The organism is Rhizobium sp. RHZ01, from assembly GCF_014851595.1.
In the GTDB taxonomy this organism is placed as follows: domain Bacteria; phylum Pseudomonadota; class Alphaproteobacteria; order Rhizobiales; family Rhizobiaceae; genus Rhizobium; species Rhizobium altiplani.
Window position 1 is genome coordinate 496641 of the sequence record NZ_JACUZZ010000001.1, and the last position, 25675, is coordinate 522315.

At 58.7% G+C, this 25675-nt stretch carries 24 protein-coding genes and 4 pseudogenes; 15 read left to right on the forward strand and 13 right to left on the reverse strand.

Annotated elements, in window-relative coordinates; genetic code table 11:
* Window positions 1–51: 51 nt before the first annotated feature.
* Entirely contained in the window at window positions 52–354 is a 303-nt protein-coding gene (locus tag IB248_RS02275) for a DUF982 domain-containing protein (protein ID WP_169680744.1), read from the forward strand.
* 81 nt (window positions 355–435) lie between these two features.
* Here the strand turns inward: IB248_RS02275 and IB248_RS31485 are convergent.
* Together IB248_RS31485 and IB248_RS02280 are read right to left on the reverse strand one after the other, a co-directional pair.
* Window positions 436–637 (reverse strand): annotated as a pseudogene (locus tag IB248_RS31485) (hypothetical protein); the annotation flags it as partial.
* A 342-nt stretch (window positions 638–979) separates the two neighbouring features.
* The gene (locus IB248_RS02280; protein WP_246733610.1) at window positions 980–1282 is read right to left on the reverse strand and encodes a DUF982 domain-containing protein; all 303 of its coding nucleotides are present in this window, start codon (window positions 1280–1282) and stop codon (window positions 980–982) included.
* Between the two features lie 255 nt (window positions 1283–1537).
* Between IB248_RS02280 and IB248_RS02285 the strand changes: the two are divergent.
* From IB248_RS02285 to IB248_RS02305, 5 genes and pseudogenes are all read left to right on the forward strand, one after another.
* Window positions 1538–1648: pseudogene (locus tag IB248_RS02285) on the forward strand (response regulator); the annotation flags it as partial.
* A 32-nt stretch (window positions 1649–1680) separates the two neighbouring features.
* A pseudogene (locus IB248_RS31490) lies at window positions 1681–1967 on the forward strand (sensor histidine kinase); the annotation flags it as partial.
* Window positions 1968–3000: 1033 nt separating this feature from the next.
* Entirely contained in the window at window positions 3001–3435 is a 435-nt protein-coding gene (locus IB248_RS02295) for an Hsp20/alpha crystallin family protein (protein ID WP_169680748.1), read from the forward strand.
* A 10-nt stretch (window positions 3436–3445) separates the two neighbouring features.
* Window positions 3446–3850 (forward strand): Hsp20/alpha crystallin family protein, encoded by a 405-nt coding sequence (locus tag IB248_RS02300; RefSeq protein WP_169680751.1) that lies wholly within the window; start codon window positions 3446–3448, stop codon window positions 3848–3850.
* A 25-nt stretch (window positions 3851–3875) separates the two neighbouring features.
* On the forward strand, window positions 3876–4376 hold the full coding sequence (locus tag IB248_RS02305; protein WP_169680753.1) for an Hsp20/alpha crystallin family protein: 501 nt from the start codon (window positions 3876–3878) through the stop codon (window positions 4374–4376).
* Window positions 4377–4431: 55 nt separating this feature from the next.
* On the opposite strand, the gene IB248_RS02310 is transcribed toward IB248_RS02305, so the two are convergent.
* From IB248_RS02310 to IB248_RS02320, 3 genes are all read right to left on the reverse strand, one after another.
* Window positions 4432–4695, reverse strand: coding sequence for a hypothetical protein (locus IB248_RS02310; protein ID WP_113515276.1), 264 nt, complete (start codon window positions 4693–4695; stop codon window positions 4432–4434).
* Between the two features lie 234 nt (window positions 4696–4929).
* Complete coding sequence (locus tag IB248_RS02315; RefSeq protein ID WP_169680755.1) at window positions 4930–5079, reverse strand: hypothetical protein; 150 nt, start codon at window positions 5077–5079, stop codon at window positions 4930–4932.
* 324 nt (window positions 5080–5403) lie between these two features.
* Entirely contained in the window at window positions 5404–6006 is a 603-nt protein-coding gene (locus IB248_RS02320; protein WP_192240258.1) for a recombinase family protein, read from the reverse strand.
* Window positions 6007–6170: 164 nt separating this feature from the next.
* On the opposite strand from IB248_RS02320, the gene IB248_RS02325 reads away from it, so the two are divergent.
* The gene (locus tag IB248_RS02325) at window positions 6171–9137 is read left to right on the forward strand and encodes a Tn3 family transposase (RefSeq protein WP_169680757.1); all 2967 of its coding nucleotides are present in this window, start codon (window positions 6171–6173) and stop codon (window positions 9135–9137) included.
* Between the two features lie 72 nt (window positions 9138–9209).
* Window positions 9210–9320, forward strand: a pseudogene (locus IB248_RS31495) (N-alpha-acetyl diaminobutyric acid deacetylase DoeB); the annotation flags it as partial.
* Window positions 9321–9395: 75 nt separating this feature from the next.
* Here the strand turns inward: IB248_RS31495 and IB248_RS02335 are convergent.
* Window positions 9396–10445, reverse strand: coding sequence for a LacI family DNA-binding transcriptional regulator (locus IB248_RS02335; protein WP_246733568.1), 1050 nt, complete (start codon window positions 10443–10445; stop codon window positions 9396–9398).
* Between the two features lie 437 nt (window positions 10446–10882).
* Here IB248_RS02335 and IB248_RS02340 point away from each other — a divergent pair, with 437 nt between their 5' ends.
* The 4 genes from IB248_RS02340 to IB248_RS02355 all read left to right on the forward strand — a co-directional run bounded on the left by IB248_RS02340 (window position 10883) and on the right by IB248_RS02355 (window position 16158).
* Window positions 10883–11845 carry a sugar-binding protein gene (locus tag IB248_RS02340; RefSeq protein WP_025658530.1) on the forward strand — a complete coding sequence of 321 codons (963 nt, stop codon included), beginning with the start codon at window positions 10883–10885 and terminating at the stop codon, window positions 11843–11845.
* Between the two features lie 79 nt (window positions 11846–11924).
* Window positions 11925–13466: a sugar ABC transporter ATP-binding protein gene (locus IB248_RS02345; RefSeq protein WP_192240192.1), complete on the forward strand. Its 1542-nt coding sequence runs from the start codon at window positions 11925–11927 to the stop codon at window positions 13464–13466.
* Between the two features lie 39 nt (window positions 13467–13505).
* Window positions 13506–14531 carry an ABC transporter permease gene (locus IB248_RS02350; protein WP_192240193.1) on the forward strand — a complete coding sequence of 342 codons (1026 nt, stop codon included), beginning with the start codon at window positions 13506–13508 and terminating at the stop codon, window positions 14529–14531.
* 112 nt (window positions 14532–14643) lie between these two features.
* The gene (locus tag IB248_RS02355) at window positions 14644–16158 is read left to right on the forward strand and encodes an aldehyde dehydrogenase family protein (protein WP_192240259.1); all 1515 of its coding nucleotides are present in this window, start codon (window positions 14644–14646) and stop codon (window positions 16156–16158) included.
* Between the two features lie 26 nt (window positions 16159–16184).
* On the opposite strand, the gene IB248_RS02360 is transcribed toward IB248_RS02355, so the two are convergent.
* The 5 genes from IB248_RS02360 to IB248_RS02380 all read right to left on the reverse strand — a co-directional run bounded on the left by IB248_RS02360 (window position 16185) and on the right by IB248_RS02380 (window position 20943).
* A complete protein-coding gene (locus tag IB248_RS02360) occupies window positions 16185–16697 on the reverse strand; it encodes a GNAT family N-acetyltransferase (protein WP_169679726.1) in 513 nt (170 codons plus the stop codon).
* A 19-nt stretch (window positions 16698–16716) separates the two neighbouring features.
* Window positions 16717–17595 carry a carbohydrate ABC transporter permease gene (locus IB248_RS02365; RefSeq protein ID WP_192240194.1) on the reverse strand — a complete coding sequence of 293 codons (879 nt, stop codon included), beginning with the start codon at window positions 17593–17595 and terminating at the stop codon, window positions 16717–16719.
* Window positions 17596–17597: 2 nt separating this feature from the next.
* The gene (locus tag IB248_RS02370; RefSeq protein ID WP_025658536.1) at window positions 17598–18488 is read right to left on the reverse strand and encodes a sugar ABC transporter permease; all 891 of its coding nucleotides are present in this window, start codon (window positions 18486–18488) and stop codon (window positions 17598–17600) included.
* Window positions 18485–19594 carry an ABC transporter ATP-binding protein gene (locus IB248_RS02375; protein WP_192240195.1) on the reverse strand — a complete coding sequence of 370 codons (1110 nt, stop codon included), beginning with the start codon at window positions 19592–19594 and terminating at the stop codon, window positions 18485–18487. The genes IB248_RS02370 and IB248_RS02375 overlap by 4 nt, the downstream gene beginning before the upstream one ends.
* Window positions 19595–19686: 92 nt before the next feature.
* Window positions 19687–20943: an ABC transporter substrate-binding protein gene (locus IB248_RS02380; protein WP_025658538.1), complete on the reverse strand. Its 1257-nt coding sequence runs from the start codon at window positions 20941–20943 to the stop codon at window positions 19687–19689.
* 178 nt (window positions 20944–21121) lie between these two features.
* Between IB248_RS02380 and IB248_RS02385 the strand changes: the two genes are divergently transcribed.
* The 3 genes from IB248_RS02385 to IB248_RS31505 all read left to right on the forward strand — a co-directional run bounded on the left by IB248_RS02385 (window position 21122) and on the right by IB248_RS31505 (window position 22947).
* Window positions 21122–21901 (forward strand): GntR family transcriptional regulator, encoded by a 780-nt coding sequence (locus tag IB248_RS02385; RefSeq protein WP_192240260.1) that lies wholly within the window; start codon window positions 21122–21124, stop codon window positions 21899–21901.
* A gap of 499 nt (window positions 21902–22400) precedes the next feature.
* The gene (locus tag IB248_RS31500; RefSeq protein WP_062369951.1) at window positions 22401–22598 is read left to right on the forward strand and encodes a hypothetical protein; all 198 of its coding nucleotides are present in this window, start codon (window positions 22401–22403) and stop codon (window positions 22596–22598) included.
* 106 nt (window positions 22599–22704) lie between these two features.
* Window positions 22705–22947, forward strand: coding sequence for a hypothetical protein (locus IB248_RS31505; RefSeq protein WP_246733567.1), 243 nt, complete (start codon window positions 22705–22707; stop codon window positions 22945–22947).
* A gap of 202 nt (window positions 22948–23149) precedes the next feature.
* On the opposite strand, the gene IB248_RS02395 is transcribed toward IB248_RS31505, so the two are convergent.
* Window positions 23150–24223, reverse strand: a complete 1074-nt coding sequence (locus IB248_RS02395; protein WP_192240197.1) for a GSU2403 family nucleotidyltransferase fold protein — start codon at window positions 24221–24223, stop codon at window positions 23150–23152.
* Window positions 24224–24407: 184 nt separating this feature from the next.
* Window positions 24408–25493, reverse strand: coding sequence for a LacI family DNA-binding transcriptional regulator (locus tag IB248_RS02400; RefSeq protein ID WP_192240198.1), 1086 nt, complete (start codon window positions 25491–25493; stop codon window positions 24408–24410).
* Between the last annotated feature and the right edge of the window lie 182 nt (window positions 25494–25675).

Here is a 25675-nt window from a genome sequence, read left to right on the forward strand (position 1 = left end):
CATCCAAAAGCGCTTTCCTTGTTGAAAACCAACGAATTCAGTGAGGTGGAAATGCACACGAAGATGTTTGACCGACCAGTTTACCTGCGTGAAAGGAAGGATCTGATCCTCGAAATCACAAACCTGGACGACGCGATCGATTTCCTCGAGGAGTGGTCCAAAGGAGATCGCGATATCATTCATGACGCGACGCTGAAGACCTGCTACCTGGCACATGACGGCCACAAACCAGTTCAGGTGGCGCGCGACGCGCTCCGCTCCTTTGCGCACAAGAAGGGCATCCTTGTGAAAGCTCCTGCGGTGTTGCCGTGGATGATCAAGGCCAAGCCGGGCGGCGGTCGAGTACACCCGTAAACCGGCTTTCTGGAGTGGGGGGCCGCGCTCGCGGCCTCTCTAGCTAAGCTAGCGCGGTAAGCAGCGCTTGTTGCGTGGTTTTCAAGGTAGGCTGGCGCGGGCGGCAGTGAGCCCGCCTCCGAAACCGCCTTCCTCCCGTGGAAGCCATCGATAGCGCAGAGCTTCAACCAGTAGCAGCAGCGCGAAGGCAGGCGATGCCAAGCGGCGGCTCGGATAGTAGAGGTGATCTCCAGGACGAGGGACACCAGTCCGCTAGTGCCTGGATCAACCGTCCTTTCTTCACGAGCGGACCCAGGTGGTCGCACGGCAGGCAGGTAGGCCGCACCCGTCGAGGGCGGCGTCGAAACGACGTATTTTTGCGGAAACTGATCTTCAAGAGCCCGATTGTCACTGTGATGGGGCAGCCAACCATGAGTGACGAGATCTACGCCCCGCACCCTCCGTCCGCACGGTGGCCCAGGGGCCGTAAAGGCGAACGTGGGCCTGACACGATCAACCGAAATGCCCGGACATCGCGTCTGGCGGCTCTATCAGAACGCTTTAAGGGTGATGGCGAATTGCTCCGGTGCGCCGGAGCGAATGCTCGAAAGGCTGGGGCACTAAGAAGTGCCCCAGCCCAGCCATTCTAGGTAAGCGAGCGTTGACCGCCGGTACCTGTTTTCGCCCCGGGCGGTCCATCCGCGCCTATCGACATGCCCGCGTCTCGGCAGGCGTCCATAAACGCTTCGCGCGCGATGGCGACTGGCGTCATTCGGTTTAGAGCACGGCGGCACGTTTGAACCGCCCGATTGTATTTTCTGCCGCGATAGATGGCCCAATCCCCTTCGAGGAAATCGAGCACGTCGTTGACAGAAGCGAAGACCTGGGACGCCCCGTCCTTCATGTGAACGGTGACGGGAGTCATCCAAACCAATTCCGGGTTGAGCATGATGTCCTCCTTTCGCATTCAAACCGGATGAAAAGAAGTGAAGAAAATATCGGCGCAGACAGAGCAGATTTCAAGTCTTCCAACCCACCACTTGTCGACGTCGATTAACGATCCGAGCGAACAGATCGCCGTCTGCCCCCCTCAACACACCCGGTTCACGGTGTAGGCACGGGGTATCCTTGCCTGCGCCTTGACAGTCGACGATCTTCGCACAGAGGAACCGATCGGGACGAACCCTGACGAAGGAAGCCCACCATGGCCACCACGGACGATCAGCGCGAAATCCAACGTTGCTATGATCTTGGCGCAAACGTCTACATCACCAAGCCCGTCGACTACGACGGTTTCGCCCATGCGATCCGCTAGCTCGGCTTGTTCTTTTCGGTGATGCAGATTCCAAGGCCGTCTCGCTTGGTGTTGTTGTGACCGAACTTGTGACCAACGCATTCAAGTATGCCTACGAATCGCGAGCCGTTGGCGAAATCGGGTTCGCCTCGTTCGAAGGGAGGACATCGCCGTGCTGGTCGTCGAGGACGACGGGATAGGCTGGAATGGCGAAGGAGATGCGAAGGGGACCGGCCTGGGCAGCAAGATCGTTCGCGCGATGGCGACGAATCTTGGAAGCATCGTGCGCTACGAGCCCTTATCCGCTGGCACGCGCGCAAGCCTTGACTTTTCCCCGTGATTGATCTCGTTCCGGGGTAGGCTCGACCCCGGCACGCGTCTCGCTGACACGTCTTCACACGGCATGACGGCCATATTTGTTGGAGGCTGGCATCACGACAGGGAACCGGTCTTCAAGTGGACCGTCTGCTCTTCCAAGCCCCTCGCGGCTCCTGTGACTTTCGATGCCGTCATGGATGCGCTTCGCCGGCTCGATGAATTCTGCGCCCCAAGGCCTCGACCGGCCTCTTTCAAACGAGAAGGGTCGATAACGGAGCTGCTGACACAAAACGAGGAGACGAACCTTAGCCGGTTGAATTGCTGGCTGGCTGCGAACGCCAACCTTCCGATGAGGTTTCCCGCCAATCGGGCATCGCTGAGCGGGCGAATTTCGGCACGAATTTTCCGGCTTGGCGCTCCGTCATGACTTCGGCACGCGTCGGCAACCGAGGGTTGGTGTTTGAACGCACCCTTCATTGGTGGGCTACACAGGAGGGGATCATCATACGTCCAGGTCGAGCTTAAATTTCCCTGACGGGAGGCGCCCATAGCCTTCGCCGAGAGGCAAGAGCCCGAACTGCGCATCCACCAGAACTGCCTTGCCCGAGCGCTCGAACACGTCTCCGCGAGCCACGGAGAAGCTGGTCCAGGCACCGGCCAGGAAGCGATCAAAGCGCAAAAAGCCAGGCCGCTCGTTTCAGTGAGATCAGAGGCCGACCGAGCAAAGATTGATCCACTCTCAAGCAACGTCGGCCCTTGAAACGCGCGTTTTGCTCACCTACCTCATTCTTGCCGGATGCCCCTCTCGGATCCTGGCACGGGAACGATGGTCCACTCATGCGTTGGACCGGGTTCGGTTCATATCGCTTCGCAAGGAGGATATGGTCCGGCGTCTGCCCGACCCCCCACCTACTTGCGTAGCGCGCTGTGCGCTCGACCGTCTCGGTCTTCTCATCGTCTCGTCCCGACAGCCTCCGATCCATTCGGCCCCCGGCCTGCACGTGCTTGGCACGTCGCAAGCAACATCGCTGATTAGGAAACGAAGGAGGAAGCACATGCTGGTATCGGATTTTGGCCGCATCGGGTTCGACCCGTTTCTGGAAATGCGGCGCATGCAGCAGGAAATGAATCAGCGCTTGTCCGACATGACAGCCAAAGCCGCCCAGGAGTTTCCACCCGTCAACCTCTGGATGGGTGAGGACAGCGTGGCGGTGACTGCTGAATTGCCTGGGATCGCGCCTGACGATGTCGATCTCACGGTTCGCGAGAACACCTTGACATTGACGGGCGAACGCGGATCGCCGGCAGAGGACGAGAAATCCGTTTGGCACCGGCGCGAGCGAGTATACGGAAACTTCTCTCGAACGGTGCAATTGCCTTTCCGCGTCGATCCGGAACAGGTCGAGGCGCGTTTCGCCAACGGGCTACTCGAAGTTGAACTGCACCGGCCTGAGACGGATCGGCCGAAGAAGATCCAGATCAAAGGATAAGGAGGCAAACATGGCTCAGGAACTGAAAACGACCGAGCGCCGGGTCCCAAGCAAGCTTGACGGTGGCGAACCGACCCGTTCGCGCCCGGTGTTTGTCCCGCGCACCGATATCTATGAGACAGAGGACAATGTCGTTGTTCTCGTCGACATGCCCGGCGTCGCCTCGGAGGGTGTCGACATCACCCTCGAGAAGCGGACGCTGGCGATTCGCGGCTACGCGACGGACCAGCAGCATGACAACTATCGCCAAATTTACGCCGAATATGGCGCGGGCAATTATGAGCGCGTCTTCACGCTGTCCGAGGATATCGATCGGGACAGTATCGAGGCATCGCAGAAGAACGGCGTCCTGCGGCTGGTCCTCCCGAAGGCCGCGCCGGCCAAGGCGAGAAAGATCCAGTTGAAGATGGCGTAGTTCGTCCGGAGAAAGGAGGTTGACCATGCAGATTAGAGATCTGATCCCCTGGGGCAACAACAAGGGAAGCGAAATTGCGAAGTCAGACGATGGAAACCCCGTCTTTTCTTTGCAGCGCGATGTGAACCGTATCTTCGAGGACTTCTGGAAGCGGTTCGATCAACCGTTCGGCGCTTTCGGGCGCTGGGATACCGGTGGGCCGCGAACGGACATCGCCGAAACCGAGAGTGCGCTCGAGGTTTCGGTGGAACTTCCTGGAATCGATCAGAAGGACGTCGATGTCTCCCTGACGGACAGCGCGCTCACGATCAAGGGAGAAAAAAAGAGTGAGCAGGAAGAGAGCAAGAAGGGGTATCACTTGTTGGAACGCTCATACGGGTCGTTCTACCGCTCGATCCCGCTCCCGTCGGGCGTCGATACGGACAAGGCCGCCGCGCAATTCAAGAATGGTGTCCTGACTGTGACGCTCCCAAAAACGGAGGAAGCGCTGTCGCGCGTGAGGAAGATCGAGGTGAAGGCGACCTGACATCGACTTCACGGTCGTGAGATGCGGCGGACGAAATCCGTCGCATCTCTTACGATTACTGGATGCGTCTCGTCCGGGGATACGCCATGAGCGAAGCGCGGGCGCGGGCGAGATCTTCGCGGGCGACGGTCAGCATCGCGTCTGCCGTATCCAGAGCCGCGAAAGCAGCCGCAGTCGGATTGGGCCGTTCCGCAGTGATGCGAACCCAGGCGCGATCGATTTCAGCAAGAGCCGCGCGAACATTCGCGATCGCTCGTTCAATGGCATCGTAGAGAGCAATCTCCTCTTCGGAGACTATTCGCGAATTGTCCCCGGTCATCGATCTTTTTCCGGCCACACCGGTCCATTGTGCATGCTCGAATGGCAAAACTACCACCAAGAGCGCTCATTTTAAACAGTCAGCGTGGCAACGATAGGATCGAAAATGGGTGAGAAACGCCGAACCGGTGGGCGCCGATGGACGTGTGCTAGAGGCATCAAGGGTGATAGTCGCGGCCATGGAAACGGCTCATGAACGGTGGTTCACTGCCAATTCTCCCCTCTGCCTTCAACATCAGTTTTCCTGAACGGACACGCCATTCTGGTCAAGCGGGACTTCAACGCCGGCCGGCTTCGTTTCCTCGCGATAGAGGTAGACGCCGAGGACTATGACGGCGACAACCAGGCCGCCGATGATCAGGTCGAGGGTGTTGTTTTGCTGCATGAGAGCAATTTTGCCTCTAATAGGTGAAGGGAGGAGCGGTTAGCCGCCTGTGAGAACGGCCGAGTTTCGCAGTTCATAATTGCAGCTAACGGAATAATACCCGAAAAAACCAGCATGCGCGGGCATGAGACGCCTTAGCGGTAAGCCTACGCTGCGGCGTCAGTTCGGAGGTGCCGTCTCAGGGGATCCGCAAAAATAGCGCGATCGTTCTTCCGGCCCGGATCAGGCGACAGTCCGCTCCGGGTCATGCCCGGCAAATGGAGGCGGCAACATCGTCAGTTTTCCACCCTTCTGCGACGCTGCGCTCGCCGTGCTTGCCGAGGCTCACTCCACTTCTATTCTGCTCGCTCCATTTGTCTTCTGAATTTCACATAGTTTCTCGGCTTTGAGCGCTTCGTAGAGCGCTGTCTTGCCGATCTTTACGCGAGCGGCAGCTTCGCGAACATTGAGACCGGCCGCCAGATGCTGTTGGGCCTTTGCGAGTTTTTCCGGCGTTACCACCGCTTGTCGGCCGCCGCGCCGGCCCCGCTCCTCTGCGGCTTGAAGGCCGGCGCGGGTTCGTTCCCGGATCAGATCACGCTCGAACTGAGCCAGCGCCCCGAACAGATGGAAGACAAGGCGACCGCCGGATGTCGTGGTGTCGATATTCTCGGTGATGGATCGGAAACCGACGTCCTTGGCTTCCAGTTCGGTGATGATCTCGATGAGGTGCTTCATCGATCGGCCGAGGCGGTCGAGCTTCCAGACCGTGAGCGTATCGCCGTCCCGAACATAGCGAATCGCTTCGGCCAGCCCCGGACGGTCGGTCTTCACGCCCGACGCCCTGTCTTCGAACAGCTTCTCGCAACCAGCCTTGCGCAAAGCGTCGAGTTGCAGTGCCGTATCCTGATCCCCGGTTGAGACCCTCGCGTAGCCGATAGCGGTCATGTAGGTGATTTGTCCGTTTTGTCGTTGGATCCGGACAATGTCCGATTTGCCGTCGCAGAGCAAGGTTTGCGGACAAAATCTGTGGAAGCCGCGAAACGGTCGTTTGTCGGACATGCATTTTCCAGTTCGGTGCAGCTACCGCAACGAAATTGGAGGATCAAGGAATGGCACGAAGGGCACTGCTGAGCGAGGCATGGTGGCAACAAGCGACAACCATCCCGGATGACGAAAGGGAGATCGCCAAACATTACACGCTTGACCGGCAGGACCTCGATCTGATCATGCGACAGAACAAGGCATCCAACCGGCTGGGACTTGCCTGTGTTCTGGCCATGCTGCGATATCCGGGGCGACCGCTTGCGGATGGCGAAGTTCTGCCGCTTGGCCTCTCGCGTTTTCTGGCGCGGCAAATCGGCGTCGATCACCGCGAGATAGATCGCTATTTCGAGCGTCCGCAGACACGACGCGAGCATCTCACCCTGCTTTTCGACAGGATGAAGATTCGCCCGTTCGCGCCTTCGGATGTGCGGGCGCTGACCGGCTGGCTGACGCCTGCCGCCCAAACCCTGCGCCAGGCCGATGCGTTAGCGGACATGGTGGTGGAGGAATTACGACGCCGATGTATCCTTATGCCGGCGCGCGCGGCACTCGAAGCCATCACGCATGTGGCGATAAGGCGCGGTGTTCGCATCGCTCACCGGGCCCTGGCTGGCGGACTGTCAGAGGTCCAGAAGGTCGAACTGGATAAACTTCTCGACCCGCGTGAGGGGACGGGTGTGACAGTTCTTGCCTGGGCGAGGTCACCAGCATTGTCGCCAGCCGCCGTCAACCTCGACAGGATCGCCGAGCGCATTCGCCTTCTTCGGTCGTTGGCCCTGCCGGTGACGTTGATGGAGCGCATTCCGGTCAAGGTCTTCAATGAATTCGCCGCAGAGGGGATGCGGATGAGCGCGCAGCATCTGCGCGACCTCAACACCGAACGCCGGCATGCCGTCCTGGCCGCGACGGTGTTGCACCTTTCCCGCCATCTGACCGACTGCGCCATCGACATGTTCAAAAAACTCATAGGCATCCTGACTCGGCGAGCCGACAACCAGGCAGCCGCTCGCGTCACCCGATCTGTCCGGGAGGTGCAGAAGCCGCTGAAGGACGTCTCGAAAGCTTGCCATGCGATCATCGAGGCCAGGGAGAAAGGCGAAGATATCGCCAAAGCGCTTGAACAGGTCATTCAATGGCCGGTCTTCGCGACCAGTGTCCGGGCGGTCGATACGCTGATCGCGCCGGATGTCATCGACGGTAAAATCGAAATGCTCCAGCGCTATCCGACGATCCGGAAAATGGCGCCGGAATTTCTCTCGACCCTCGTGTTCCGCGGTCACGCCGTGGCGGCGAATCTCTTGCGGGCGCTCTCCGTGGTCGCGGATCTCTATCGTACCGGCAAACGGACGATACCGGACAACGCTCCCATTTCCTTCGCACCGAAAGGCTGGATGACCCTTGTTCTGCAGGATGGCAAGATCGATCGCAGGGCTTACGAACTCTGCCTGTTCAGCGAGCTGAAACGCCGGCTCGATGCCGGTGATGTCTGGGTCGAGGGAGCCAAGCGCTTCCAGTCCTTTGAAAGCTTCCTCATCCCCACGCCGACATTCGAGCTGATGCGCGAGGAAGGCCCGCTTCCGGTTGCCGTCGATACCGACGTGGAAACCTACCTCCACCAGCAACGGCAGATCCTGAACGACGGACTGAGCGACCTTTCCCGTCTGGCCACAGCCGGCGAACTTGACGATGTCGAATTGACCGGGGCGGGCTTCAGCGTCACGCCGCACAAGGCCATGTTTCCTGACATCGCGAAGTCACTGAAGCCGAAGGTGGAAAGCCGTCTGCCTGCGATCCGCATCACCGATCTGTTGCTTGAGGTGGACGCCCGCACGGGATTTTCCAACACCTTCACCCATCTGCGCAGCGGTCGGACGGTTGACAACAAGCTTGCGCTCCTCACCGCCATTCTGGCGGACGGCATCAATCTCGGCCTCACCAGAATGGCGGATGTTTCCCCCGGAATAACCATGCGCCAGCTCGCCTGGGCGCACGACTGGCATATTCGCGAGGAGGGTTACGCCGCCGCGCACGCCATTCTCGTCAACGCCCAGAGGCAATTGCCTCTCGCAAAGCTGTGGGGCGACGGAACCACGTCATCCTCCGACGGTCAGTATTTTCCGGCAGGAGGGCACGCCGAGGCGATCGGCGACCTCAACGCCCGCTATGGCCCCAATCCCGGAGCGAAATTCTATCGGTTCACCTCCGACCAGTATGGCGCTTTCTACATCATCGCCATGAACGCCAATGCGAGCGAGGCCATTTATGTCCTCGATGGTCTTCTCTATCATGGTAGCGATCTCGCCATCGAAACCCACTATGTCGATACCGGCGGGGTCAGCGATATGAGCTTCGCCCTCTGCCATCTCGTCGGCTTCCAGCTCGTGCCTCGGCTACGTGGTCTCAAGGATCGCAGGCTTTATCTCTTCCCAGGCGACACACCTCCCGAAAACTTGGCGTCGCTCGTCGGCGAACCCATCAATGTCGAGCGGATCAAGGCAAACTGGAATGACATCCTGCGCCTCGTCACGACGATCCGCTCCGGCCAGGTCCGGCCTTCGACCCTGCTGGCGAAGCTGTCCGCATTCCCGCGCCAGAACGGATTGGCGCTTGCGTTACGCGACATCGGGCGCATCAATCGGTCCATCTTCCTGCCCCAATGGTGGCAGAGCCCCGAAATGCGCAGGAACGCGACCGCCGGACTCAACAAGAGCGAAGCCCAGAACACCTTGGCCCGCGCGCTGTTCTTCAACCGTCTCGGAGAACTGCGGGACAGGACCTTCGAGAGCCAGTTCTATAGGGCGTCAGGACTGAACCTTCTGATCAATGCCATCGTCTACTGGAACACGCTTTATCTCGAACCGGCTTTCGCCGAGCTCAACCGGGAAGGCATCGCCACGCCGCCCGACATTATCAAACACATCACCCCGCTCGGGTGGCAGCATATCAGTCTCACCGGCGATTACATCTGGACCCCGACGGACAGCATCGATCTCAGGCCACTGCGGCGCGAAACATCCATCCTCGCAGCGTGATCACCGTATGTTCTCAAATGTCGGACAGATTCATCACTTTCGTGTCGTGATGCCGGACAGGAACTTGCCAGTTCCGGCGAAGCGCCTGTCGAGCTCGTCGCGAAGATGGATGGCATCCTCATCGCCCGCCACTTTAAAGGGTTGCTCAAACCGGGGGATTGCGCGGCTGTCGTCGCGCAATAACCGCCTCGATGAGGAGCCTATGTGAGTGGGTGAAGGTATCTGATCACATTTGCTAGGATTGCACCGCCGACCGCACTATTGCGCATTTTGCTCGCTGTGGTGGATTTTTGGCCTTTTGACCGGAGGTGCCGCGACAGAGTGACGTTTGACGAGAGAGCATTCGAGCTTCGTAATCGGATACCGCTTCTTGCCAGGAAGGCTTTCCGGATTGAGATGTTCGATCGACCATTGGCCCATGGCGAGATGGGGAAGGACAGACGTCGTCAGCGGGGGAACGAGATGTCGCGATATGTCTTCGTCGTCGTAACCCACAACCGACATGTCCTGGGGAATGCGAAGACCCGCATCCTTGAGGGCTTCGTAGCACCCGATCGCAGTTCTGTCATTCTGGCAGAAGATCGCTGTTGGTGGCTCCTTCAAAGCCAGCAGCTTCATTGTCGCAGCATAGCCGGCGCTGGCCGACCAGTCACCTTCGATGACCAGTTCGGGATCGAAGGGAATATCGGCTGTCGCGAGCGCGCGGCGATATCCGGTAAGACGATCCTGCGCAGCCTGCATCCAGATTTCGCCGGTGATCGTGGCGATGCGATGGTGTCCATGGGCGATCAGATGTCGGGTGGAACTCTGTCCTCCCGCAATCTCGCTCGGCACAACGCAAGGGAAGGCGTAATCCGCCGTATAACAGTTGAGCAGCACCGTCGGGATGTTGAGCTTGTAAAAATAGGCGGGAAGCTCAACCTCGCGCGTATAGATCGTCATGTAGATGAGCGCCGATATGCCGCCGCTCGTCAACGCTTTTATGGCCTTCGGCTCCATGACGGGATCGCTCAGCGTTTGCGTCACCAACAGGACATTGCCGGCGTTCCATGAGGCTTGCCGCGCGCCTTCAATCGCAACGATCGCTTCCGGGCTGGTCGCGAGCTGGTCGACGGCAAACCCGATCACATTGTCCAGGCCCGAGTAAGATGTCGGCGTTGCATATGTCGCTCCCATATAGCCAAGTGCCCGCGCTGCCTCAAACACGCGCTCGCGGGTCAACTGCGAGATGCGGGTGCCGGGCGTGTTGTTGAGCACGAAGGAAACGGCCGCCTGCGAGCAACCGGCCGCCTTGGCAATATCCATCATTGTCACGCGCTCGGGGCGAGAGGCCTTTCGGTTGCGTGCAGGCTTCCTTGCCGCGGGCTCGTGTTCGTCCAAGATCCTGGTTTTTCGCATCCGCGGAGGTCCGTTACCCATATTTGGTCAAGGTGTTCATTTGCTCACCATTGGTAATTAATATTACCACTGATCAGTCTGCGTTAGCAATCGCATGAAGTGACATACTTGTGCGCCGCTGGTGGCCATATCCGAACGCGAAAATGCATTTCCGCTGCCATTCTATGAAATGTTTTGATCTGCATTGATAATACTATTTACTAATTAAAATTCTTGTATACCGTCATGGAGCGATCGGAACCCTATGCCATTCGTCGCTTCGCGACCGCCCTAGGAGGGGGCGCGCATCCGGCCGGCCGCAAGTTGCAATCGGGCCCTTGCTACTGCGGCCCTTCGGGAGGTGTATTATGAATCAGCTGAAACGCAATGCAGCCTTGTTTTTCGCCGGATTGATGCTGAGTGCCGCGCCTGTGGCGGTGTCCCATGCTGCCGACAAGCCCACGCTCGCGTTCGTCGTCAACGGGGCTTCCGACTTCTGGAAGGCTGCCGAGGCCGGCGTGAAGAAGGCTCAGGGCGAGATGCCAGACTACGACATGCAGCTGAAATATCCTGAACAGGCGTCAGTCGCCGTTCAACAGCGCCTGATGGAAGACCTTGTGAGCGCTGGTGTCAAAGGCGTCATGGTTTCCGCCGTCGATCCTAAGACCCAGACGGACGGCCTGAACAAGATCGGTTCGCAGACCGCACTCTTTACCACCGACAGCGACGCGCCCCAGACCAACCGTGTCGCCTATATCGGCTCGTCCAACGTCGATGCTGGCAAGCAGGCCGCTGAAATCGCCAAGAAGGCAATGCCTGATGGCGGCAAGTGCATCGGCTTCGTCGGACTTCTTGGCGCCGACAATGCCAAGGAACGCATCCAGGGCATGAAGGACGGGCTGAAGGGGACGAAGATCGAGCTGACGGACGTTCGCGGCGACGACATCGACCAGACCCGTGCCAAGAAGAACGTCGAGGATGCGCTGGTTGCCAGCCCCGACGTGACCTGCATGGTCGGCTTCTATTCCTACAACACGCCGCGCATCTATGAGGCGCTGCGTGACGCAGGCAAACTCGGCCAGATCACCGTCGTCGGCTTCGATGACGATCCGATCACGCTTGGTGGCGTCAAGGAAGGCACAATTGCAGCGACCGTCGTGCAGCAGCCGTTCGAATGGGCCTATCAGGGCATGAAGCTGATGGCAGCCTATCTCAAGGGCGACAAGTCTGGCGTTCCAGCCAACGGTCTGATCATCATCCCGACCGTCATCATCGGCAAGGATGATGTCGACAAGTATGCTGCCAACCTGAAGGCCATGGCCGGCAAGTAATCCTTCCTTGCGGCGGTGGCGCCAGTCGCCGCCGCAAGTGACGTGTTGTGCCGACAGCATTAGAAGCCATGGACAGGCGATGAACCACAGCTCCGATATCCCGTCACCGGACGCGCCCGCGACACCGTTCCTTTCGCTTTCCGGTGTGGGCAAGACTTATCCGGGCGTCGTCGCACTTGACGGCCTGTCAATGGACATCATGCCGGGCGAGGTGATCGGCCTCGTCGGCGAGAACGGGGCAGGAAAGTCGACGCTCATGAAGATCCTCGGCGGCGTGATCGCGCCCGACCGGGGCACGATCCTGCTCGACGGGGCGGAGCTTCGTTCGCTTACCGTGGAATCGAGCATCTCGTCCGGCATCGCCTTCGTCCACCAGGAACTCAATCTCTTCGAAAACCTCGACGTCGCCGCCAATATCTACCTGGGCCGCGAACCACTGAAGGCCGGGCCTCTCAAGCTCGTCGATCGTGATCGACTGAGGGAGATGGTAAGGCCGCTCCTGAAGCGTGTGGGGGCGCATTTTTCCGCCGACACGCCCGTGGCGTCGCTTTCGCTTGCCGAGCAGCAGATGGTGGAAATCGCCAAGGCATTGTCGATCAACGCGAGGCTCGTCATCTTCGATGAGCCCACATCCAGCCTTCCTTTGGCCGAAACCGAGCGGCTTTTGAGCATCATCAAGTCGCTGAAAGCAGATGGCATCAGCGTCATTTTCATCTCGCATCGCCTCCACGAGGTCGAGCGCGTCGCCGACCGCGTGGTCGTGCTACGCGATGGCACGCTCGTCGGTACGCTTGCAAAGGCCGAGATCGGGCACGACCAGATGGTCAAGCTGATGATTGGCCGGGTGCTTGCGGCGCGCACCGCCAAACCGCAACGCGCGCCCGGCTCGGTTGCGCTGACGGCAAGCGGCGTGCGCACCGAGGCCTATCCATCCCGCCCTGTCGATCTGGACATCAGGTATGGAGAAATCCTCGGACTTGCCGGCCTTGTCGGCTCGGGGCGCACCGAGCTTGCAAGGGTGCTCTTCGGCATTGACCGGAGCTACGGCGGAGCCATTCTGCAGGACGGACAGCAAATCGCGGTCGGCTCCGCGCGTGTTGCCGTGGCTCGCGGGATCTTCCTGGTGCCGGAGGATCGCAAGCGCAACGGCATTCTTCTTGATTTCCCGATTGCCCAGAACATTACCCTTGCCGACCTTCCAAATCTTGCCAACCGCCACATGCTGTCTGCCGACCGGGAAACGGCGGCGGCTGAAAAGCAACGCGCTCGCCTCGGCATCAAGGCGCCCTCGGTTTCGACCCGGACAGGCACACTGTCGGGCGGCAATCAGCAGAAGGTGGTGCTTGCCAAATGGCTATCGATGAACCCGAAGGTGATGATCTTCGACGAGCCAACGCGCGGCATCGATATCGGGGCGAAGAATGAAATTTACGGGCTGATGCGGGCCCTTGCCGATGCTGGCGTCGCCATCCTGATGATCTCAAGCGACATGGAAGAGGTGATCGGCGTTTCCGACCGCATTGCCGTCATGCATGAGGGCCAGATCGCCGGGATTCTGGAAGAGGATGACTTCAGCCAGGAAAGCGTCCTTTTGCTTGCCGTCGGCAAGAGAGTAAAATAGCGGCTGCGGCCATCATAGGTATCGGGGAACGGATCTCGAATGATCAAGAAAGACCTTGGACTGCTGCTTTTGATTGTCGTCGTCGGCATCGTCGTCGCCATCATCAATCCGCGCTTCCTGCTGCCGATCAATCTGGCGAACACCGCCAACCTGATCGGACTGTTTGGCATCCTTTCGATCGGCCAGGCCTTTGTCATCATTACCGGCGGCATCGAGCTTTCCGTGGGTTCGCTCGTCGCGCTTCTTGGCGTCCTTTTCATCGATTTCATTGCTGTCCAGGACATGTCCTGGATGTTGGCGCTGCCGCTCATCCTCGTGCTTGGGGCGGTCATCGGTGCCATTCATGGCTGGCTGATTACCAGGCTCAATCTGCAACCCTTTGTCGTCACCTTGTGCGGCTTGCTGATCTATCGTGGGGCCGCGCGCTTCTATACTGCCGACGGGACGGCGGGATTTGCCTTCGGCCAGAATTTCCCCGACCTCGAATTCCTGACCGCGGGCCGCTTCTACGGCGTTCCCAACACCTTCATTGCGCTCGCCATCATCACGGTGGTCATGTGGGTGGTGTTGCACCGCTCTGTCTTCGGGCGCTATCTATACGCAATCGGCAAGAACGAGGAAGCGGCCCGTTATTCAGGCATCCGCACCGGCCGAATGATCATGTCGGCCTATGTCATCTGCGGATTGCTCACGGCGCTCTCGGCGATCTATTTTGCCATGTACACGCGCTCGATCTCACCGGCGAGCCATGGACAGTTCTACGAGCTCTATGCGATCGCCGCTGCCGTTCTTGGCGGGTTTTCGCTGCGCGGCGGCGAGGGATCGATCGTCGGTGTCGTGCTTGGTACAGTCTTGCTTCAGGAATTGCAGAACCTTGTGAACTTGCTCGGCATCCCGTCGTCGTTGAACTTTGCCGTGATGGGTGGCGTGATCCTCATCGGCGTCCTTATCGACCAGCAATGGCATGCGATCCGGGCACAGCGCCGCCTCGTGTCGGCAGCTCGACAGACTGAAGGCCGCCTGCACGACGAAGGTTCGCTGCCGGTGGTTGCACGTCAGGACTAGACCAGCGGGGCCATTCCATGCTGCGCCATACGACTTAAACCAATGCGTCCGGGTCATTGAAGACCGGAAGCGGATGAAAAGGCCGACCGTGATGTCTGGCCGGGGAGAAATGATGCTGTCTAACTTTATCGTGCCTGATTCCAGTGATCCGCGGCTGGGATCCAAATATCGTTACCGCATGCTCGTTGATGGCAAGTCTGTTGATGCTGCCTCGGGCAAGACCATCGATCGGGTGAGCCCCGGCCATGCCGGTATCGTGGTCGCAACATGGCCGGATGCGTCGGCGGACGACGTTCGCTTGGCAATCGCAGCAGCGCGGCGGGCGTTTGACACCGGACCTTGGCCGCGCATGTCGGGCGCCGAGCGGTCGCGACTGATGTTCAAGGTATCGGACCTCATTCTTGCCCACCAGGAAGAACTTGCGCTGATCGAGAGCCTCGAGGTCGGCAAGCCAATCGTCCAGGCTCGGGGCGAGATCGGATTTTGCGCGGATCTGTGGTCCTATGCAGCCGGCCAGGCCCGGGCGCTTGAGGGACAGACGCACAACAATATTGGCGACGACCGGCTTGGCCTCGTCTTGCGCGAACCGGCAGGTGTCGTCGGCATCATCACGCCATGGAACTTCCCCTTCATCATTGCCTCGGAGCGCGTGCCATGGGCGATCGGCGCTGGGTGCACGGTCGTCCTGAAACCCTCGGAATTCACCTCCGGCACCTCGATCCGCATGGCGGAACTTGCGCGCGAAGCTGGCATTCCGGACGGGGTCTTCAATGTTGTCACAGGCTTTGGCGATCCGGCTGGCCAGGTGCTCGCGGAGGATCCAGGCATCGACATGGTGGCGTTTACTGGTTCCGTGCGCGTTGGCACGAAGCTCGGCGAAATCGCCGCTCGTAGCGTCAAGCGGGTGGGGCTGGAGCTTGGCGGCAAGGGGCCGCAGATTGTCTTTGCCGATGCGGACCTCGAGGCGGCGGCCGACGGCATCGCTTACGGCGTCTATCACAATGCCGGCCAATGCTGCATTTCCGGGAGCCGGCTGCTGGTTCAGGAGGATATCCGGGATGCCTTGATGGATCGGTTGCTCGGCATTTCACGGAAGGTAGCGTTCGGGGATCCGTTGAACGAGCGCACCAAGATCGGCGCGATGATTTCGGAGGCGCATGCACAAAAGGTGCATGCTTACGTCGAGGCAGGGATTGCCTCCGGCGCGGAACTTCTTCTTGGCGGCGAAAGGGTAGGCATGGGGACTGGACTGTATTACCCACCGACGGTCTTTGCAGGCGTCAAGCCGGACATGTCGATCGCTCGTGAGGAGATTTTTGGGCCCGTGCTTTCAACACTGACCTTCAAGACAGCCGAAGAGGCGATCGCACTTGCCAATAGTACCGAATTCGGCCTGTCAGCGAGCGTCTGGTCAACCAACCTCGAAAACGCGCTGCAAAGTATCCGCCGCATTCGCGCTGGTCGCTGCTGGATCAACAGTGTTATCGACGGGACGCCGGAGCTGCCGATCGGGGGCTATAAGAAGAGCGGACTGGGACGCGAACTTGGCCGCTATGGCTTCGACGAATATTCCCAGTTCAAGGGAGTTCATGTAACCTTGGGGCGGCCCACACCCTGGCTTGCATGAGCCGCTCAAGGACTTTGGGCGCGTATCTATGAAGGTTGGCCGTGCGATTGCGAGATTTCATCTGGCTCTGCCTCGGCCAACATGCCCCTGTATATTCCAGGGACGGATCCTTCGATCGGAACGGCGCCGACGCTTCGGCGGTAGAAGTCCATGGGTCCTGCCCCACCGATGACGCCGTAGGCATACCCTTGTGCATACATATCAAGTAACGTCGTCAAAAGCAGCGCATGGCCAACCCCCTGGCCACGGACTGCACTATCGACGCCAGTCGGGCCGAAGAAGCCCTTCGCCGTGGCGTCGTGGCAGGCAAAGCCGATCAGTCTTCCGTTCTGGATTGCGATGAAGCACGTCGGCGGCTGCCGCATTGCAGCCGTGGTCGCTTCGCAAGACCACCCGGCTCCAAAGCGGGGCGTAATCCAATCGGTCAAAGCCTTCAGTTCAGGCGGCAAGACGCGACGGATCGTGACACCTTGCCGTTCCATTTTCGCATCGAGGGAGGTGTCCGGCTTGAGATCGTAGAGCTTGACAAGCATATCCATGTAATTGGTCCCTTTATCGTCATCCCTTCACGGCACCGGCCGTCAGCCCCGCAACGATGCGCCGCTGGAAAATGAGCACGACCGCGATCAGCGGCAACGTGACTGTCACCGAGGCAGCCATGATCTGTCCGAAGGGATATTCGTAACGGTTGGTGCCGGCGATCAATCCGATCGCGACCGGCACGGTGCGATTTTCGTCCGTCAGCGTGAAAGTCAAGGCAAAGAGGAATTCGTTCCATGCAAGAATGAAGGCGAGGATGCCCGTGCTTGCAAGTGACGGTCCCATCAGCGGCAGCAGTATCTTCAGGAGGATACGAAGGTGCGAACAACCATCAACGATCGCGGCCTCCTCCAACTCGCGCGGGAACTCGCGAATGAAGGTTGTGAGAATCCACGTCGTAAACGGCACCGTTGACAGAAGGTATGTCAGAATGAGCGCGCTTGGACGGTTGAAGAGCCCGAGCCAGTTGATGAGCTCAAACATGCCCGAAAGCACGACCACCTGCGGAAAGATCGAGATCATCAGGATAATCATCAAAACAGCCCGACGCTGCGGAAAGTCGATGCGTCCGAGCGCATAGGCCGCACTGATACCGATCACAAGGGACAGGCAGGTCGTCGCCACGGCGACATAGGCGGAGTTCAGGAGTGATCCGATGAACACCGGGTTGTTGATCAACTCCCGGTAATAGGTGAAGTCGAGCGCTGGCAGCAGGACCGAACGGTAGAGTGCCGCGCCCTGTTTCGTCGACGAAACGAAGGCCCAGTAATAGGGAAACAGCGTGTAGATCAGCACCAGCGATAGGGCAAGGATTTGCAGTACCCGCAACACCTGGCGCCGGACCCTGTAATAGGCGCTCGACTTTCGGGCCGGGCGTACGAGAAAAAGGTCGGTCATGATCAATGCCCCGCTGCCCTGTCGAGGCGCAAGGCACCGATGATGATGATCGCGACGAGCGCAACCAACAGGAAAACCCAAGTCGAGGCCGCGGAGCCGACACCGAGTTCCTGGAAGCTGATCAGACGGTCGCGTGCGTAGATCGACACTGTCATGACCTTTTCATTGCTGGCCGCCAGAACGTAGGAAAGGTCGAACATGCGTAGGGCATCGAGTGTGCGAAACAACACGGCTACTCCGATCGCGGGTCGCAGCATCGGGAGGGTGATCGACCAGAAGCGTTTCCAGGCCGGAATGCCGTCCACTTCGGCGGCTTCGAATATTTCCTGGGAGATCATCTGCAGGCCCGCGAGAATGAGCAAAACCATGAAAGGGGTCGTCATCCATACGTCAATGAAAATGACCACCCCCATGATCAGCGAACCACTCGCAGTCCATGCCACACCATGGTCGATGAACCCAAGGGCTTCCAGTAGCTTGTTGATAACACCGAACTGGTCGTTCAACATCCATTCCCAGATCTTGGTGGACACCACGACCGGAATGGCCCACGGGACAAGGATCGCAGCGCGCGCAAGTCCCCGGCCTGGTATGGCCTCGTTGATAAGGAGAGCGATAGCCAATCCCAGCGCTGTTTCAATTGCCACCGAGATGACCGTGAAGGTCAGTGTGTTCCTGACCGCAAGCCACCAGGTGTGGTCATTGAAAACCTCGATGAGGTTGTCGATGCCGACCATGGAGTAGACGCTGGGATCGTCGAGAAAGGCGTCCGTAAAAGCGAAGAAGAATGTCCGTCCTAACGGCCATACGGCGACAAGCAGCATTGAGGCAATGACCGGCACGAGGAAGAGCCAGGCAGCAAGGTGATCGCGGCGGGCAAGGCGTGCACTCATGATAGAGCGCTCCTGACACCGAATGGTTCGGCCGACGGCAAAAGTCGTCTGCCGTCGGCGGCGAAGAAAAACAGCGAATGATCGTCGAAAGTCAGTGCAGCCGGCTTGCCGATCGCGTCGGGGTTTGGTGCCGCGGGCAGGCGAACAACCCAGAGTGTGCCGCTCCCCACCCGGCAATAGGCGAAGTGTTCGTGTCCGAGGTCTTCGACCCGCTCGAGCATACAATCGAGACGCCCGGTTCCCGTTGGTACCAGGCGCAACGCCTCCGGCCGAATGCCTATCTCGGCAACCGGAATTGCATCGCTTGGCGATCGCCCAATTGCCAGGCCGCCCGGGCCGACGATGTGCTCATCGTCATGCTCTCGCTGTGTCTCGACGGCAAGGAAGTTCATGCGCGGACTGCCGATAAAACCCGCAACAAACCGATTGCCGGGCTGACGATACAGCTCCGAAGGTGTGCCGATCTGTTCTATTCTGCCGTGATTGAGGACAACAATCCGGTCTGCAAGCGTCATGGCTTCTGATTGATCGTGCGTGACGTAGATCATCGTCGTCTTGAGATCGTCATGAAGCTTGGCGATCTCCATGCGCATTTCCATTCTCAGGTCCGCATCCAGATTGGAAAGCGGCTCGTCGAACAGGAAAATCTCGGGTTGGCGCACCAATGCCCGTCCAATCGCCACGCGCTGGCGCTGACCTCCAGACAGCTCTCTCGGTCGCCGGCTCAAGAGATGGTCAACCTTGAGCATACGCGCGACCTGTTGCACCTTTTGAGCAATCGCATCGCGTCGGATCCCCATGGTCTCGAGTGCGAAACCAATGTTGCGCGCCACCGTCATATGCGGGTAGAGCGCATAGGATTGAAAAACAAAGGCAACACCGCGCTTCGAAGCGGGGACATCGGTGACATCGTCGCCACCAATCTTGACCGTTCCAGACGAGGCTGAGATCAGGCCCGCCACGATGCGCAGCAGCGTGGATTTTCCGCATCCGGAGGGGCCGACAAAGACAACGAATTCACCATCGTCGATCTTCAAGTCTACATCATGAATGACACTGTGTGTTCCGAAACTCTTCGAAACGGACTCCATCGAAACCGATGCCATCGTTCACCTTGGCTTGCGCATGGGGGCTCGACCGGCACAGAGCGCCGGCTGCAAAGGTTGCGGGAGCTGAGGCTCCCGCAACTTTCCTTCAATCAGCGGCTTTCTTTGAGCTTTTCCAGGCGCTTGGCCAGCGATGCAAAGCTGTCTTTGGCATCGCCACTGCCCGACAGCACGTCATGGGTGGCGCGATAGAAGGCCTGAGAGACACGGTTGTAGCTGGTGCCGGTGTAGCCGGACGGACGGACGGCACTATCGGCGAAGGCTTGCTGGTTGTCTTTCAGGAACGGAATTTTTTCCAGCACCTCCGGATCGCTATAAAGCGACTGGATCGAAGGGTTGAGGGTCGCCTCCACGGCACGCATCTTCTGCATCTCCGGACCCGTGATGAAGTTCACAAAGTCGGCTGCGACCTCAGGTTTGGCGCTGTATTTCGAGACGCCATAATACATGGGCCCCAGGCAGCCGCTGGACTTCTGGCCTTCCTTGCCAACCGGAAGCGGCATGACGCCAACCTTGTCGATGATCGAGCTGCCTTCCTTGTGCGATGTACCCCAGACATAGGGCCAATTGCGATGGAATACCGCGTCGCCGGATTCAAAAACTGCCCGTGACGCTTCCTCATCGTAGTTCAGAACGCCTTCCGGGCTGATCGAACCGATCCAGCCTCTGGCCTTCTCGATGGCTTCGGCGGCTTGCGGCGTGTTGATCGTAACCTTGCCGTCGTCGGATATGATCGTGCCGCCGCCATTTGATGCAATGAGTTCGATCGCATCGCAGGTCAGGCCCTCATAGCTCTTTGCCTGCCAGGCGTAGCCCCACATCTTGGCGTTGCCGGCGGCGCGCTCCTTGTCCTGGATTTCCTTTGCGGTCGCAGCAAGCTCATCCCAGGTCTTGGGAGGCTGCTTGCCATACTTTTCCAGGAGATCCTTGCGGTAGAACATCAGGCCCACGTCCATATAGGCAGGCATCGCGACCAGGTTGCCGTCCAGCTTGGCAGCGTTGAGCGTGGAAGTGAAATGCTTGTCCTGATCGGCCGCAGGAATCATGGTTTTCAAATCAAGCAGGTTGGCCTTGAACATCCCGAGCCAGATGACGTCGAGAAACAGAACGTCGATATCCTTGGACTTTGCCGCCAGCAATTGCTGATAGAGCGGGATCGCGTCGTCGAGGAGAGCCGGCATCTTGTTAATTTTTGCTTCGTTGCCTGTCTTTGTCTTCCAGGCGTCGGCAACCTTGGTGCAAAGTTCGAATTCGGTTGGTGCGCAGAATACGGAGATGCTTTCCGCATGCGCGGCACTGGCCCATAGGCCGGCATAGACTGCAACTGCAGTAAGGCATTTCTTCAACATGGGCTGTTCCTGTCTTTATCACACTTGAGCGGTGCGGAACTCTCCGGTTCCTGACCTAGTAGGACTGGTTATGACCAGTCATGTCAACTGGACTCTTTTGTCCCTTGTGGGCAAAGATGCAAAAGCAAATACAAGCACCGACCAAGGAAGCGAACGCAACGTGAAGACCCGTGAACCCGTGGCAGCGACAAAGAGGCATGCGGCAATCGATCGGGCCGACCCTCGTCCGCTTCATCAGCAGGTCTACGAAGACTTGCTGGCTACGATCCGGGAAGGGAAGGTGCCATTGCGCGGCAAGTTGCCCTCCGAACGTGAACTCGTTTCACTTTACGATGTTAGTCGCATCACGGTGCGGCATGCGGTGCGCGAACTGATCCGCCAGGGCGTTGTTCAAAGTCAGCCGGGCAAGGGCTTGTATGTTGCGGAAAATGGAGGAGGATTTGAACTCGAGGTCCTCAGAAGCTTTACGAGCACCGCACTGGCAAGTGGTCGCGTGCCCGGACATCGCCTGCTTGCGATGGAGGTCGTAAAGGCGTCGCTTGACATCACCCGGCCGCTGCTCTTGCCTCCCGGATCGGATGTGATCGTGCTGTCGCGCCTGCGGCTACTTGACGGCGTGCCGGTCGTCCTCCAGACCGACTGGATAGCGGCCTCCCGCGCGCCAGAATTGACCGGCATGGACTGGACGGTCGCAAATCGCTCGCTCTATACCGAGCTGCGCGAAGTCTACGGTATCCAGCCGCGGCGGGGGCAAACGACACTCAGTGCGCGACTGGCGGATCCAGCCGAAGCTGCGATGCTCGAACTCCCGTCACCTTCGGCCGTGCTCACTGTCGATCAAATCGCCTTTGACGAGCGGGACCGGCCAATCAACATGACAGCGCTTGTCCATCACCCCGGCCGATATCCGCTTACACTGCTACAGTCAGCCACGGGTGACTTTCGTCAATACTGGTAGATGCGCCTGCATTTTAGCTCAGCACAAGTTGCCGGCGATCCGCAAGACTGCGGGAGCCTTTGTGAGCTCAATCCGCGTCGCGCCCTCAGGAAGCAGTTTCGCTCGGTGACGCGGTGACACGTACGGCCGCCCCGACAATATTGCCACCGCACCTGGACGCACGTACGTCATTTTCCGCTTCGCAGATGCGGCAATTATCATATAATTCAACGCGCTAAAAATTACACTATTTCAGTTGCTTATCCGACTTTTCTCGAATACGTTTTGTTCTGGGAGAGGTGCCCAATATCAAAATTTGGTACTTGTACTCAGTGTTGGTTGACGACGCTTGAGGAGGATAAGACATTGCGTCCGAGCGTTTCTTTCTTCGCAATTGTGCAGCGGGTGCGCCATCGCGTTTCAACCCGATATCGAGCCGCACCATCGGTCTGACCCGTCGTAAATCCATCACCGAAAATTGCTTATGGTCCGCACGATGGTGTGTGCCTCGGGGTTTGTCATGCAGAAACAGGCTGTCGTTTTCAATGGTCAGGAAGTTGGGATCGCTGTTCCCGTAGAAACTCGTCTGAAGTTCATCGCTGTCCGGTTCAGCGTCATTGATCTGGACAACATGGTCTTCGATACGATTAGCGAAATCCGGCGCGCGATTGTTGCGCATCTTGCGAACGACGGACGACAGACCATCACGTCGCAATGAGCGCCCCGGCGCGCCTTGGCGGTCGTCACTCGAACTGGCCGGAGCCTGGAGATGCTCGCACAGGTTCGGGCCGAGCAGCTCGTGTAATTCTGAGGGGAGGTAAGGAATGCTAGTCTCGAGTATCCTCGAAGCCGATTTGGCCGTGCTCTCGCTGTCCGTTCAATCCTGGTACCGACATTACAGGGCCAAACCAGATGACAGAACGTCGGAAGTAATCTGCAGCGCCGCAGTCGACCTCTTCAATCGCGGTCATCGCACGCAGGAGGAATTGACCCGGATATTGATTGCTCGGTTTCCCGGAGCGCCTGTCACATATGTCAATGCGCCCAGGTCCGGCGCTCTTCATTAGCTCAAGGTTGAGCATCGCCTCGCTCTTCCTGCGTGGCGATGCCCCTCACGCCTGGGGAGCTCGACGTTATCGTCCCAGCCGACCTTATTACGAGCTGGCATATTGCGATGTAGAGCACCTCGATCAGATGCCGCTCGTTCTTCGCGTGGGCACGTCTTTCAGGCCAATTCCTGAATATTTGTCCCCCGCCTCAATGGATGGATCACCTTGACATCAGGGCTTCGACCACATCGGAGCCAAGAGCCTTTTCGAGGGCTTTCACCCCATTCTTGGGCAGCCTTGATAGACCTTTGATGATGCCCTCTTTCCAAGCATCTCCTCGGTCCCAAGCCTCCCCCCAAGCATCGGCCAACTCGTCGCCGTGTCGCGTTTCCACGAGGGCTTCAAACAGCAAGGCGGCCTGCAACAGGTCCTTGTCCGCTTTCACGCGTCCTAGCGTGTCCGTGAGCCTTCGCGAGGATACGATCAGTTTGTGGACGGCATATCTCTCGGGAGCCGGGACGAGCACGTTCACGCCTTCGCGGTAGAGGAGTACTGTGCGGACAGGTTCGTAGATCAGGTAGTCGAGGAACCGCAGACTTTCCGCCGACGCACCGCCAAGGGCGGGCATGGGCGAGGGTTTGCCCGTGTATTCGTCTGATCCCCGATTTCCGGTGAGGAACTCCACCCGGTAGCCCTTGCCGTTCACGAAGGCGACAACCTTGGCCGTGTCAGCCTGGTGCGGCACCGCTCGGAATTCGGGATCGACCAACTGGAGAATATCGAGGATCGGCGGCAGGCTGTCCTGGACCTCTGCCGAGATCGCGAAGTCCTGGGCGAAATCCGCGTCGCCTGTTTGCATGGACGCAGCGGGCAGCCGAACGCCCAGCATCCCTGCGTAGGTACCGAATGCTACCGATCCGACCAGGACGGCCCGCAGCCGGAACAATCCGGCGTCGGCCAGGGCCTTCGTGACGTCGCCCGCAAATGGGTCTGGACCGGGGAGGCCAGCACGTCGCAGCGTGCTGACCATTCGCCTCCGCTCCCGAATATTGTCCTTGATCTCCTTGTGGGCTCGCACACGCTCGGTGATCGCTTCGTCGCTAGCGGGGCCGACGTAGCTTCGCTTGTCTTTGCCCTCAGGCGTGGGGAGATCGAAATACCAGTAGTCACGGTTCTTTACGGTTACAGTTACAAACCATCCCTCCAATGGGAAATCTGCCGCAAATTGCGCGTCGAGCGTTCGCTGAGTAAGCTCAGCGAACATGGTTCGATAGCTGATGTCGATCTCTTTCATCGTTGACGTTCCGTATCCCGTGCCGCGGCCTCTCGTTGGCACGTCCGCTTGGATTGCCGTTATAAGTTTCTGCCAAAACCTTATAGTTCCATGAGCTGCTGTCAATGTTATAGGGTTCTGCCAAAACCTTATAACGGGCTGACTGCTGCAAAACCGGAGACGGCGTTAAAGATGTTGTATCGACTCAATCGTCGGGCTGCTCGCCCTCGTTTGTCGGCCTGATCGCGCCGGCACTCGAATTGCTCGTCCGGTTCGCGAAGACAAGTTCGCTAGAAGTGCTTTCGCGCACGACAAGCGCGAATCCCATGTCGATTTGTTCGGGTCCGGATTTTGTTGCTGCATCGAGCGCCAGGAGAACCTTCTCGGCAGCAAGCCTGCCGGTTTCGTAACGGCGGGTGGCGATCGAGGAAAGGGACGGTGCTGCGCAGGCTGAGAATTCGAGGTCGTGAAAACCGATAATCGAAATATCGTCCGGCACGCGGATGCGCCGCTTCCTGCACTCCTGCATTGCGCCAAGAGCCAGGTTGTCGTCCGTACAAAATATCGCCTCGGGCAGATCGCCGCGGTCATCCATCTCGCCAAAGAGCTCGGATCCGAGCGCCACCGAACTGTGGCGCGGTCTATGCGCAATCATTTCCAGACTTTTCAGGCCAACTTCCTGCATCGCATTGTGATACCCGTCAAAGCGTGACTGGGCGCGATGGTCGAGATTGCCTGTCAGGAACGCAATCCGTCGGAACCCCCGATCAATGAGATGGCGGGTTGCAACGTGGCCCGCATGCTCCTGTGACATGCCGATGTTGAGATCTATTGGATCGTCGGACAATTCGAAAGTTTGCACAACCGGAAGTCGCGCCTGGACCAGAAGCTGGCGTGACAGTGCCGTATGGTGAATACCTGCAATGATGATCGCTTCCACCCGCTGACCAAGGAGCGCCTTGATCGCATTCTCCTCCTCCACCTCCGAGTATCTGCTGTTGACCACGACGACCTGGAAACCTGCAGCGATTAGAACTTCGTGCAGCGCAAACAGGTATTCCGCAAAGATGACATTATAGAGCGTCGGCACGATCACGCCGATCGTGTGGGTGCGCGATGAGGCAAGTCTGCTTGCCGCCACATTCGGCACATAGCCCAACTTTTCGACGGCCTCGATAACGCGTAGCCGCAAGGTTTCCGAGACCGTTGCCGGCTTGCGGAGCACGCGCGAAACCGTGATCGGGCTGACACCCGCCAGGCTAGCAACATCGTCGAGAGTTATTCGGCGCATTAAAGCATTGTCCAAATACAAAAGGTCACAGAGCAGCGAGAAACAAGCAGAACAAAGTGATACTCCACAATTGACAGCGCTATCAAATAGAATTTGACAGCGCTGTCACGTATGTTAACGTTTCGATCGTTCCGCAAAGGGCAGGGTGGAGCCTTTTCGGACCAAGCGTACCAATGACAATA